Origin of the sequence: Methylotenera versatilis 79 (assembly GCF_000384375.1) — a bacterium.
GTDB lineage: Bacteria > Pseudomonadota > Gammaproteobacteria > Burkholderiales > Methylophilaceae > Methylotenera_A > Methylotenera_A versatilis_B.
Window position 1 is genome coordinate 722,049 of record NZ_ARVX01000001.1, and the last position, 12,233, is coordinate 734,281.

General features: G+C 41.8%; 12 protein-coding genes. 7 read left to right on the top strand and 5 right to left on the bottom strand.

Annotated features, from left to right (window positions below; translation table 11 throughout):
- Positions 1 to 29: 29 nt before the first annotated feature.
- Entirely contained in the window at positions 30 to 1,586 is a 1,557-nt protein-coding gene (locus tag METVE_RS0103735; RefSeq protein ID WP_020167106.1) for a type IV pilus assembly protein FimV, read from the bottom strand.
- Between the two features lie 19 nt (positions 1,587 to 1,605).
- Entirely contained in the window at positions 1,606 to 3,021 is a 1,416-nt protein-coding gene (argH, locus tag METVE_RS0103740; protein WP_020167107.1) for an argininosuccinate lyase, read from the bottom strand.
- Between the two features lie 112 nt (positions 3,022 to 3,133).
- Here argH and METVE_RS0103745 point away from each other — a divergent pair, with 112 nt between their 5' ends.
- On the top strand, positions 3,134 to 4,123 hold the full coding sequence (locus METVE_RS0103745) for a sensor histidine kinase (protein WP_020167108.1): 990 nt from the start codon (positions 3,134 to 3,136) through the stop codon (positions 4,121 to 4,123).
- Between the two features lie 72 nt (positions 4,124 to 4,195).
- The gene (locus METVE_RS0103750) at positions 4,196 to 4,975 is read left to right on the top strand and encodes a LytR/AlgR family response regulator transcription factor (protein ID WP_020167109.1); all 780 of its coding nucleotides are present in this window, start codon (positions 4,196 to 4,198) and stop codon (positions 4,973 to 4,975) included.
- A gap of 57 nt (positions 4,976 to 5,032) precedes the next feature.
- On the opposite strand, the gene METVE_RS0103755 is transcribed toward METVE_RS0103750, so the two are convergent.
- Positions 5,033 to 5,722 (bottom strand): mechanosensitive ion channel family protein, encoded by a 690-nt coding sequence (locus METVE_RS0103755; protein WP_020167110.1) that lies wholly within the window; start codon positions 5,720 to 5,722, stop codon positions 5,033 to 5,035.
- 168 nt (positions 5,723 to 5,890) lie between these two features.
- Between METVE_RS0103755 and hemC the strand changes: the two genes are divergently transcribed.
- Positions 5,891 to 6,829, top strand: coding sequence for a hydroxymethylbilane synthase (hemC, locus tag METVE_RS0103760; RefSeq protein WP_026361996.1), 939 nt, complete (start codon positions 5,891 to 5,893; stop codon positions 6,827 to 6,829).
- 11 nt (positions 6,830 to 6,840) lie between these two features.
- Positions 6,841 to 7,656 carry a uroporphyrinogen-III synthase gene (locus METVE_RS0103765; protein WP_020167112.1) on the top strand — a complete coding sequence of 272 codons (816 nt, stop codon included), beginning with the start codon at positions 6,841 to 6,843 and terminating at the stop codon, positions 7,654 to 7,656.
- Positions 7,657 to 7,658: 2 nt separating this feature from the next.
- Here the strand turns inward: METVE_RS0103765 and METVE_RS0103770 are convergent, their stop codons facing one another.
- Both METVE_RS0103770 and METVE_RS0103775 read right to left on the bottom strand, forming a co-directional pair.
- On the bottom strand, positions 7,659 to 8,690 hold the full coding sequence (locus METVE_RS0103770) for a CDP-6-deoxy-delta-3,4-glucoseen reductase (protein WP_020167113.1): 1,032 nt from the start codon (positions 8,688 to 8,690) through the stop codon (positions 7,659 to 7,661).
- A gap of 53 nt (positions 8,691 to 8,743) precedes the next feature.
- Positions 8,744 to 9,211 (bottom strand): FxsA family protein, encoded by a 468-nt coding sequence (locus METVE_RS0103775; protein WP_020167114.1) that lies wholly within the window; start codon positions 9,209 to 9,211, stop codon positions 8,744 to 8,746.
- Positions 9,212 to 9,329: 118 nt separating this feature from the next.
- Between METVE_RS0103775 and dsbD the strand changes: the two genes are divergently transcribed.
- The 3 genes from dsbD to aroQ all read left to right on the top strand — a co-directional run bounded on the left by dsbD (position 9,330) and on the right by aroQ (position 12,206).
- Positions 9,330 to 10,967 carry a protein-disulfide reductase DsbD gene (gene dsbD / locus METVE_RS0103780; RefSeq protein ID WP_020167115.1) on the top strand — a complete coding sequence of 546 codons (1,638 nt, stop codon included), beginning with the start codon at positions 9,330 to 9,332 and terminating at the stop codon, positions 10,965 to 10,967.
- Entirely contained in the window at positions 10,967 to 11,497 is a 531-nt protein-coding gene (locus tag METVE_RS0103785; RefSeq protein WP_020167116.1) for a TlpA disulfide reductase family protein, read from the top strand. The genes dsbD and METVE_RS0103785 overlap by 1 nt, the downstream gene beginning before the upstream one ends.
- 247 nt (positions 11,498 to 11,744) lie before the next feature.
- Positions 11,745 to 12,206 (top strand): type II 3-dehydroquinate dehydratase, encoded by a 462-nt coding sequence (aroQ, locus tag METVE_RS0103795; RefSeq protein ID WP_020167118.1) that lies wholly within the window; start codon positions 11,745 to 11,747, stop codon positions 12,204 to 12,206.
- Positions 12,207 to 12,233: the final 27 nt, after the last annotated feature.

Consider the following 12,233-nt stretch of genomic DNA (forward strand, 5'->3'; position numbering starts at 1 on the left):
TATAAGCTTGAAATTGAGTTTTTGAATGTTTAATCAAATTCTTTGCGCGTATCCAAAAGCGTAATCAGCATTAAAATCTCGTCTAACACAGCATTGCTAAAACCTGCTCGCTCACCGTCACGATTATCCGTTAACAAACTATGTAAATAGACTTTCGCCAAATCACTCGGCCAAACTGCATCTAGCTTGACCATAATATGCGTAAAATCTTCCAACTGCTGCGGTACTATAATTGCCGTATTAATTGCCACGTTATTGGCAACATTGCTTTCGTACCACACCGGTGTCATCACATTAAATGCGCGGTGCAGACTTTGCGCATAAACTTCAAAATCTTCTTTTAAATGTAACTTTCTGAAAATTTCCAGCAGATACAGCCAATGATTGATTGAAGTTTTTGGCTGCGTTTCGATGGTTAACTTTAAGTGATCAATCGCATCTTGCGTCCGACTTACGCTCATCAGCAATTTTGCTTCCTCTAAACTGGAAGTCGCTTTGGCTTGCTCATCGCGCATTTGCGTATTCAAAAAATTATTGGTTGGTGCTGACTGGGGCTCAACTACATACTCCGCTGGCGCCGCTTGTTCTGCGCCTTGGCCCGTGTCTTGCCAATTGCCGCCAAAATCTGACAAAGTGTCATTCATCATAGGCACAGATTCACTAAACTCTCTCAGTTTGCGCCAGCGATATTGTTTAAATAAATAAGCGCCTAAAGCCAACAAAGCTACTAAGCCAAGAACCGCCAACAAAATGTAGCTCAATAAATTTGAAGCTTCTTCACCTTTTTCTGATGTGATTGTTGATGTCATCACAGCAGATTCTGGCGATTGTTGCGTAAGCGGTTTTACTTGTTTAACAACCGTATTGACGGCATTCGTACTATTTTCATCTAAATTTTTGAATGTTTTTTTGGCAGATAATGTGTTTGTTTCAGCTGTTACTTCTGGTTGATTATGTTCAGAGACTAAGTTATTTGCCGTATTTTTGTCAGCGGCATTTTGGTCATCCGTGTTTGTATTATTGGATAAACTCAGTGTTCTATCGAATACCAGCTTTAAACTACTTAGTTTGGCCTGTAATGCATTGATTCTTGCATGTAAACCCTCTAATTCAGTCTTTAATAAAGCATTCTTACTTAACAATAATTCATACTCTTGCCCCAATAACGCTGGGATTTCACTCGCAACACTATCCATATTAAGACTCATGTTAAGTTGGCGATTTTCGTTAGCAATTTTTGCAGCGTTAATCGCCTGTTTGCTTTTCGATAAGGATTTAAGCGTGGGAATGGTGATTAAAGTTGGCTCTTCAAACACCATTGATGCTTTAAGTTTTGGCGCAATCGTTGGGTTTAATTGCAAAGTTCTGGCGATAAATAAACGCTGCATTGCACGGTTTTTCGGGTAAAACGCGTACGCCATATCGTTCAGATTTTCGCCAGGTTTCGCCGGCCACGACAGAGTATTTTGTGTATCGCGAGATGTGCCGTTCTGAACTTGCGTATCATTTATTAAACCATCAACAGCGCCCACATTTCCCACGAAAATGAGCGCAATCAATAGGCTTAAAAACAGTTTTCGTTTCAAAACAACCTTAGTTAACTATTTACAAACTTAATAAATGGCGCGCGCGCGCAATGGCTTTTTTCACTTGTGCTGGCGCAGTTCCGCCAATATGGTTACGGCTTGCCAATGAACCTTCCAGCGTTAATACCGCATACACATCATCTTGAATCAATGGACTGAATCGCTGCAAATCGGCTAATGGCAAATCGGCCAAATCACATTTTTTTTGCACCGCATGTTTGACAGCCAAAGCCACTGCTTCGTGCGCATCTCTAAACGGCAAACCTTTTTTGGCTAAATAATCTGCCAAGTCAGTAGCAGTCGCAAAACCTTCCAACGCCGCTTGGCGCATGTTGGCTTTGTTCACTTCTACACCGCGTAACATGTCGGCATAGATTGCCAGCGTGATTAAAATCGTATCAGCCGTATCAAACAGCGGCTCTTTGTCTTCTTGATTATCTTTATTGTAAGCCAGCGGCTGGCCTTTCATTAAAGTTAACAAGGCAACCAAATGACCATTCACACGGCCAGTTTTACCGCGCACCAGTTCTGGTACATCAGGATTTTTCTTTTGCGGCATAATCGATGAACCCGTACAAAAACGGTCGGCGATATCCACAAAAGCGAATCGGGGTGAAGACCATAAAATCAGTTCTTCAGAAAAGCGCGACAAATGCGTCATTAACAATGCGCTGGCTGCAGTGAATTCGATGGCAAAATCGCGATCCGAAACCGCATCTAAAGAATTTTCACAAACGCCATCAAAACCTAAACTTTTGGCAACCATTTCGCGGTTAATCGGGTAGCTAGTGCCGGCCAAAGCTGCCGCGCCTAATGGCAAACGGTTGATACGTTTACGACAATCCACAAAGCGTTCTGCATCGCGTTTTAACATTTCAAAATAAGCCAATAAATGATGGCCAAACGTCACAGGTTGCGCCACTTGTAAATGCGTAAAGCCTGGCATGATGGTTTCAGCATGTTGTTCAGCCAAATCGACGATACTCAATTGCAGCTTTTGAATCGCCACTAAAATATCATCAACCGTAGCGCGTAACCAAAGCCGCACATCAGTCGCCACCTGGTCGTTACGGCTTCTGCCGGTATGTAAGCGCTTACCTGCATCGCCGATTTTATCGGTTAAACGCTTTTCAATATTCAAATGTACATCTTCTAAATCCAGCAACCATTCAAAACTGCCCGCTTGAATTTCTGTCAAAATCTCAGCCAAACCTTTTTCAATTTGAGCGACATCATCTAGGCTGATGATGTTTTGCGCACCTAACATTTTTGCATGCGCGACTGAACCTGCAATATCAAATTCCGCCAAGCGTTTATCGAAATCTACCGATGCTGTGTATTTTTTAACTAGCTCTGACACTGGCTCATTAAAACGGCCAGACCACGCGGTTGATTTTTTATTTAATGAATTGTCTTGCGCTGTTTTTTCTTGCACGGGGTTTACTTTCTTGTCATTGCTAACGGGCTTAAAGATTGCCGCTTGTTAAATGTGAAAAATTTCTTTAAAAATAATATACTTACAACAATATTATAACGAACTATACGCCGTGCGCAAAAATAGCCGTTTACCCAATTTTCATAACCTTGGCATTCACTTACGCATTTTGCTGATTGTGAACCTATTAGCCGCCAATACGGCAGTTTTATTCAGCAAACAACTGACGGAATTTTTACCGCTTTTAGCCGAGTTATCCGCAGTCGTGCAGCCCATTTTACTGCTCAGCATGTTAGTTTTATATGCGTTATATCCGCTGATCAACAAATTGCCGTATTGGTTGGGTATTGCCGTCATTTTACTACTAGAAATCAGCCTGACTTTTTTCGTCTTTGTATTTTTTAACAAGCTTTTTTTATTTGCGACTATTCCAGATCCTTATCGCGCTTGTTTATTGACGGCTATCGTTACCAGCATCGTTTTTTACTACTTTCATTTGCAGCAACGTGCGTATTCGCCAGCCATTGCAGAAGCGCGTTTGCAGGCTTTGCAAGCGCGTATTCGACCACATTTTTTGTTCAATAGTATTAACGCGGTTTTATCGCTGATTCGTAGCCAACCAAAACGTGCCGAAACAGCTTTAGAAGATATGGCCGATTTATTTCGCGTATTGATGGCCGATAATCGCGATTTAGTACCGCTGGCGCAAGAGATTGCATTAAGCCGCCAGTATTTAGCTTTAGAAAAACTGCGCTTAGATGAACGTTTAAAAGTGACTTGGCAAATCGAAGATATGCCACCCGATGCGCTGATTCCGCCGTTGATTTTACAGCCCTTATTAGAAAACGCGGTTTACCATGGAATCGAGCCGATGGCTGACGGCGGCGAGATTATTGTGACGATTTATACGCGCCATAAAGAGTTGCATATTTATATCAGCAATCCGTATAGTGCGCAGAATCAGCATTTGACTGGCAATAAAATGGCCTTGAAAAATATCAAAGAACGCTTAAGTTTGCATTTTGATTTAGAAGCGGCATTAAGAGCGCAGGCTAAAGAGGATCGTTACGAAGTGCATATTCGCTTGCCATTAACGCGTTAAAAACCCTTACTTAACACTTAAAATCGCTCAAAAAATCTTTTAAAATTCACTGAAAAATTCGCCCAAAAAAACATGTTAACTATTTTAATCGCCGATGACGAAACCCCAGCGCGCAATCGCTTACGTGATCTGCTGGGCGATATTGCCGAAGTGCGTATTGTGGCAGAAGCTAAAAATGGTAAAGAAGCCATTGATCTCGCCATGCAAACCAAGCCAGATTTGATGTTGCTGGATATTCGCATGCCGTTAATGGATGGCATTGAAGCGGCGCAACATGCACAGAAGTTAGAACCTAAACCGCACATTATTTTCACCACCGCGTTTGATGCGTATGCGATTAAAGCGTTTGATTTAAATGCGATTGATTATTTACTGAAACCGATTCGGCTAGAACGACTGCAAACCGCGATTGATAAAGCACAAGCGCTAAAGCCCAAACAGATCGACGCGTTAAAACCGCTACAAAAATCCCGCACGCATCTGAGTATTCATGAACGAGGTCGCGTGATTTTGGTGCCAGTTGAGCAGATTATTTATCTGCGTGCCGAGTTGAAATATATCACCGTGCGCACGGCTGAACGGGAATATTTAATTGAAGAATCACTCACCCATCTAGAAAACGAATTTGGTGAGCGATTTGTACGTTTGCATCGCAATTGCTTGGTTGCGCCGTTATTTATTGCTGGCTACGAAAAACGTCACATACAGCAAAGCGTTGAACAAAACTTAGAGTCAAACAATGGCGAAAATAGCGATAATGTTAACGAACAACGCTGGGTTGCCTTATTAAAAGGCATTCCCGAAACCGTTGCCATTAGCCGCCGCCAACAACATCTTGTGCGCGAAACTTAACACTTAAAATTAATTAAAAAATACTGCTTCAAAATTAGCATTAAATTTGCTCAAGCGTTATTGCTCTTTTTGCGATACTTTCTTTTTAGAGTCCATTTCAGCAATCGTTTTAGCTGCCCAATCGCGTCCGCCCAAGCCAAAAGCCAGCGCAAGTGCCAAGAAGAAAGCGCCGAAAACGATTACAAATAATGAGTGAATCAATTGCATGCCGATGCCTAATTGCTCAAGCGCGACAAATACCGCCAAAATTTGTATGCCGTATTCAGCCGATGTACTGATGGTTAACGCGTTGCTAAACTTAATGCTGTAAAGCCATGCAAATACTAAACGATTTACAAAACGCGCTAATAAAGTACCAAAAATCAACACTAAAATCGCCACGATAATGCGTGGTAGATAGCTGGCTAATTGTTGTAGTAAAACCGCCACTTCTCTTAGATCCAGCGCATTTGCGCCAGTAATCACGAATAATAGGATCACCAGCCAATAAACCACTTGGCTGATAATGCCACTTAAAGTCACATTTAAACTGCCTTGATTGAGAAACGATTCTAAACCAGATTTTTGCGCGAATTTGTCAAACTGGGTTAATACCAACAGGCGCTTTACCGCCGCCCTGGCTAGTTTGGCAATCAGCCAGCCGAAAAACAAAATCACAATTACCGCTAGTAATCGCGGCACAAAGTGAATCAATTGCCCCCAAAACTCATTCAGCGAACTGACAAAAGTATCTAATTGATATTGCATGACCTTCTCCTAAAAACGTTTAAAGCAACTGATTAATGTATTAATACAAGTCTGCTTTAAAAATTAAAACCTATCATTAAATTTATTGCTTATCCTTTTTAGCTTAACCCAAAAAACGCCATTTTGTATATCCGTTTATTGCCTACAAGCCATGCTAAAATTATTGTTATGAAAAATCAACCCACAAAACTGGTGATTGCCTCACGCGAAAGTGCGCTGGCAATGTGGCAAGCCAAGCATATTCAAGCCAAACTACAAAAAATTTACCCTAATTGTGATGTGACTATTTTAGGCATGACCACTACTGGCGACCAAATATTAGATTCACCTTTAGCGCGTATTGGTGGCAAAGGTTTGTTTGTAAAAGAACTGGAAAACGCATTAGCGGATGGCAGTGCAGATTTAGCTGTGCACAGCATGAAAGACGTTCCGATGAACTTGCCTGAAGGCTTTGTAATGGCAGCAACTGGCGAACGTGAAGATGCGCGCGATGCGTTTGTTTCAAACGATTTTAATGCACTGGAAGACTTGCCGATTGGCAGTGTTGTTGGAACATCCAGCTTGCGCCGCCAAAGCCAAATTCAAGCGCGATTTCCACATTTAAAAATTGAATCGTTACGCGGCAATGTGCAAACGCGTTTGCGCAAATTAGATGAAGGCCAATATGCGGCGATTATCTTAGCCGCAGCGGGTTTGATTCGTCTGCAATTAGGCAACAGGATTCGCCAATTTATTTCAGCAGAATTGAGTATTCCTGCCGTTGGGCAAGGCGCGCTGGGCATTGAAATCAGTGCAAGTCGTACTGATTTAATCGAGATATTGGCGCCGCTAAACCACATCGACACGCAATTATGTGTAGAAGCCGAACGCGGCATGAGCCGCGCGCTTGCTGGCAGTTGCACCGTGCCACTGGGCGCTTATGCGGTACGCGATGGCAATATACTCAACGTCATAGGCTTTGTCGCCAGTGTAGATGGTCAACAGATATTACGCGAAAAACTTAGTGGCAGTGTGGATAATGCAGAAGCACTAGGACAGCAATTAGCGGCAAAACTAGTCGAAAAAGGTGCTGATAAAATTTTGGCGGCGCTGGATCATATTAAGTAGTTTTACCCAGCATGACTGACAAATTATTAACTGGTCATTCACCTACTGAAAAACCGCTCGCAGGTATCGGTATTGCCATCACTCGTCCAATCGACCAAGCCAAAAAATTAAGCCAATTAATTAGCGATGCAGGCGGCACGCCGATTTCATTTCCACTGATTGAAATCACATCGCTCACCGATTACAACCAGTTTGAATCAGTTATCAGCTCAATTGACCAATACGATTGGGCTATTTTTATCAGCAGCAATGCGGTACAAAACGGCATGCCGCGTTTGCTTAAACAGGTTATTCCAACACAATTACAATTCGCCGCAATTGGCCCAGTTACTGCTGCCGAATTGCAAAATTTTGGCGTAAAACAAGTGTTAACTCCACTAAGCCACGCCAAACAAGACGAAGAATATAAAGTCCGTTTTGATTCAGAGTCTTTACTGGCTTTGCCAGAAATGCACGCGATACAAGGCAAAAAAGTCATGCTATTCCGCGGCATTGGCGGGCGTGATGTATTGGCAGAAACGCTAAAAGCGCGTGGCGCAATCGTTACGTTTGCCGAATGCTACCAACGCATTAACCCACAAACTAACTGCGATTTATTGGCAAAATTATGGGCTGAAAAAAAACTACACGGCGTAGTAGTAACTAGCAGTGAGGCTATGCGCCATCTGCTAGATTTGGCGGGCGATTTAGGATGGTTGAAGAAGGTGACTTTATATGTGAATCACGCCCGAATTGCGGAATTGCCTTTGCAACTAGGCTTGAAAGTGAAAATCGCGGATACACCAGGTGATATTGGGATGTTAGAGAATATCACCCAGTTAAACTGAGTTTATACGTTGGCTAATTTTGGCGCAGGATTTGCAAACGTAAAGGCATCACTAAAAAACTCATCAGACTCTAAGCCTTGCTGCACAAAGGCTTGATGCGCGATATCTACCATTCCAGGCGCGCCACAGGCGTAGGCTTGATAATCGCTTAACCTTTCAAAATCATCTAAAACCGCTTGATGTACTAGCCCTGTTCTACCCTGCCATTCGTCACTTGTAGCGGGTTCTGATAGCACTGGGATATAGCGAATATTAGGCATCAGTTCTGCCCACTTTTCACACAGGTCGTGCATATAAAGATCGCGCAATTGGCGTGAGCCTCGATAGAGAGTAATGTCGCGTTTGATATTGTTGTGTAGCATGTGTTCTATCATGCCTTTTACTGGCGCAAAACCTGTGCCGCCAGCGACAAAAATGATTGGTTTGTTTGAATCTTCGCGCAAGAAAAAACTGCCGAAAGGCGCTTCTAATCTTAAGATGGCTTTTTCTACCAGCTCATTAGCAGCGTATTCACTAAATTGACCGCCTGGAATCACACGAATATGTAATTGTAAAAAATCACTATCGTGCGGCGCATTGGCGATAGAAAAAGCACGGCGTTTGCCATCTTTTAAAATAAACTCGATATATTGACCCGCTTTAAATTGTAAGCGCTCACTTGCAGGTAATTGCAGGTGAAGCGCGATAACATCATGCGCAAGCTGTTCTTTTTTTGCTACTCGTGCTGGTAAAATACGTGGTTTGATACCGGCTAAACCGCCGACTTCGCGGCACTCAATAGTTAAATCTTCCAGCGGTCTTGCGCAACATAACAGCGCAGTTCCAGCAGCCAGCTCTGCATCCGACATCGCACTGCCTTGATAATCGTCATGCATGACTTTGCCCGTAATCACTTCGGCTTTGCAGGCGCCACATGCACCGTTACGACAGCCATAAGGTAGATTGATACCCGCTTCAATGGCTGCTTGTAGCACTGTTTGGCTGGGGCGCACATCGAATGTGTGGCCACTGTTTTTAATGATGACTTTACTCATGTTAATCGCACTTTTTCAATGACTGTTTTTTTAAATAACTATTTTTTTAATAGTTAGCTTTTCTCATTATCGTCTGGCACATGCTTATATTCGCCTTCAATCACATCTTCATTGGCGGCGCCTACATTGGGTGTTTGCTGATATTGCGGCTGCTGAAACGGTTGTTGATATTGGTTAGTGGCATCTGCGCCTTGTTTATTCAATTGCTTACTAATAGGAATTAACAATAAAACGACCGCAATAATATCCGTAATAACGCCAGGGATAATTAGCAACACGCCCGCTACCATATTACGCGCACTACCAATCATCGTTTTAACTGGATTGCCACCAGCTGTAAGACTTTGCATCATCTTCGCGGTCATCAATAATTTCTCGCCGCGAATCAATTGTAAGCCCAAGAAGCCAACCACGACTAAATAAAACAATAGCCACCAGCCGTAAGCATCTGCAAGGCTTATCAGCAGAAATAGCTCGGCAAATGGAAAAGCGAGTAAAATTAAACCTATTAAATAACGCATATTAAAGAACTTTCTGACCAATTTATTAAACTAATTGGGGGTTAAATACGGCATTTGCAACCGCTGATACCAATTTTCAACCTAATTAATACGCAAAAAACATTGCAGCGGAGCATTTTTGAAACACCTATTAAATAGTATTGTAATCGCTTTTGTGACAGCGCTCACCTTGCCATTGTTGCATGCGGGCGAAAGTAGTTCGGCTGGCAGAAATGCTTTTCTAGAAGAGGTTAAAGAAGACGAATTCTTATCGCCCGATGTCGCTTTTAAATTGGATTTAACTGCGATTGATGCGCACAATTTGAACGCCAACTTCAAAGTCGTTCCAGGTTATTATCTTTATAAACAACGCATTAAATTTGTGATTAAAGATATAAGTACAGGAAAAATTGAAGCGATTAATTTACCAGCAGGCGAGATTAAAGATGATCCGAACTTTGGCAAGCAAGAAGTTTATCATCACGAATTTGATGCAAAAATTCAGTTAAGTGCAGCCAACAATCCAATTATTCATGCAACTTATCAAGGTTGTAGTGAAAAAGGCCTATGTTATGCGCCGATTACTAAAATCATTAGCTTAAACTTAGCAGAAAATAGTACTGGCTCAGCTCAAAATGCAAATGTTTCCAGCACTGGCGATGACGATAAAACCACACAAGCTTTAAAATCCGGCAACTTATGGTTAGTGATTGGCGGCTTTTTTCTAGCTGGCTTATTACTGTCATTCACACCTTGTGTTTTGCCGATGATACCGATTCTATCCAGCATTATTGTTGGTAGCCAAAGTAAGCGCGCGCAACCTAGCAAATTGCATGCTTTTAGTCTGTCAATTGCATATGTACTTGGTATGGCGTTGAGCTATACGCTGGCAGGAATTGCAGCAGGTTTATCTGGCAATTTACTCAGCCAATCTTTACAAAACGCTTGGGTATTAAGTGCGACCGCTTTGATTTTTGTCGCGCTGGCTTTCTCCATGTTCGGCTTTTATGAGCTTAAATTGCCTGCCACATTTGAAAATAAAATATTAGGCGCTAGTCAAAAATTAAAAGGCGGTGAATTTTTAGGCGTGTTTGTAATGGGCGTGCTTTCAGCGCTCATCGTTAGCCCATGTGTCGCCGCGCCATTAGCGGGTGCGCTTATTTATATTGGTCAAACGCATAATGTATTTTTAGGCGGCGCAGGATTATTCGCCTTAGCGATTGGCATGGGCGTACCGCTATTACTAATCGGCGCATCTGCTGGCAGTTTGCTGCCCAAAACAGGCAGTTGGATGAATATCATCCGTAACTTTTTTGGTGTATTGATGTTGGCCATGGCCGTTTATTTGGTGTGGCCAGTCTTACCTGCAAGTATTACTACACCCGTCAATCAGTTAATCGGCAACTCCTCTGAACACCATTTACCTTTTACTCGTATTAAAAGCACTGCAGATTTAGATGCTGCCATTCAAGCCGCCAATGGCAAAATTGTCATGTTAGATTTTTATGCGGATTGGTGCGTTGCGTGTAAAGAAATGGAAAAATTCACTTTCAGCGATGACAAAGTTAAAGCCGCATTAAAAGACGCTGTTTTATTGCAAGCAGACGTCACTGAAAATAACGAAGCCGATCAAGCATTACTCAAACGCTTTGGATTATTTGGCCCGCCCGGCATTATCTTTTTTGATGCGTCAGGTAAAGAAATAACACCTAAAGTGATTGGCTATAAAAACACCAATGACTTCTTAAAAATACTCAATAAAGTGAATACACAATAATGCTTAACAAGTTAAAGACACCCATTTTTTATCTCGTCTTGATGATGACGATTGGCTTTGGCATTTTTCATTTCTTCCTTAATACGCAAGCAGAGGATGGCGGTAATCAATCGACCAAAACTTTATTCGCTGCTAATTTCCCAGATGAGAATGGTCAGCCACAAGCATTAGAACAATATGCGGGCAAAATTGTAGTGCTTAATTTTTGGGCAAGTTGGTGCGAACCTTGTCGCGAAGAAATGCCAGAACTATCTCAACTGCATACTGAATACAAAGATCGTAATTTAGTTGTGTTGGGCATGGCGATTGAAGATGTTGCGGCAGTTAAAGACTTTTTAAAAGAAACGAAAGTCAGTTATCCTTTATTTGCCGCTGATATGCAGGGCATGGAAATCGCCAGCAATTTAGGCAATAATAAAGGTGTATTGCCGTTTACTGTCATCATTAAAGCGGACGGAACAATAGCCAAAACTTACTTTGGACGCGTGACTAAACCATTATTAGAACAAACTTTAAAAACATTAATGTAGAATTACATATACTTGGCACATCAATTCATTATATTAAAATCCATATTCTATTCAATCACTTATGATTTTTAAAGCCCAATTAAAAACTTAAGTTCGCTTAACTACTGCGAATTTGCTGGACAAAAGTCTTTAAGTTCGGCAAACTTGTTAGTATGAAACCTTGCACAAATGCGTCAAAAATACATTTAATCCAGCCGTTATTAACAGAGCCTTCATTAATCAATCTGCAATTAAAGGCAGCTAAATAATGGTGGCTCGTTCTGTATTGGTGTTGCATGGCCCAAATTTAAATTTATTAGGCTTGCGTGAACCAGAGCATTACGGCAGTTTAACGCTAGATGCGATTAACGACAGTTTGAAATCGTTAGCGCAACAAGCGAATATTAATATTAATTTAGAAACGCATCAAAGCAATTCAGAAGCCGATATTGTTGCTAAAATACAGTCATTAGCGGTTAACTCCGTCGATTTTGTCATTATCAACCCCGCGGCGTTCACGCATACTTCCATTGCCATTCGCGATGCACTCTCTGCAATTAAAACACCATTTATTGAAGTGCATTTATCCAATGTGTTTGCGCGGGAAAGTTTTAGACATCACTCTTATTTTAGCGATATTGCCGTTGGTGTGATTAGCGGCTTGGGTGCAGATGGCTATATCGCAGCACTGAATTACGCAATCAATCAATTCAACAAAAAACCGGCTTAATTTCTCTATTAAGCCATTATTATTTAA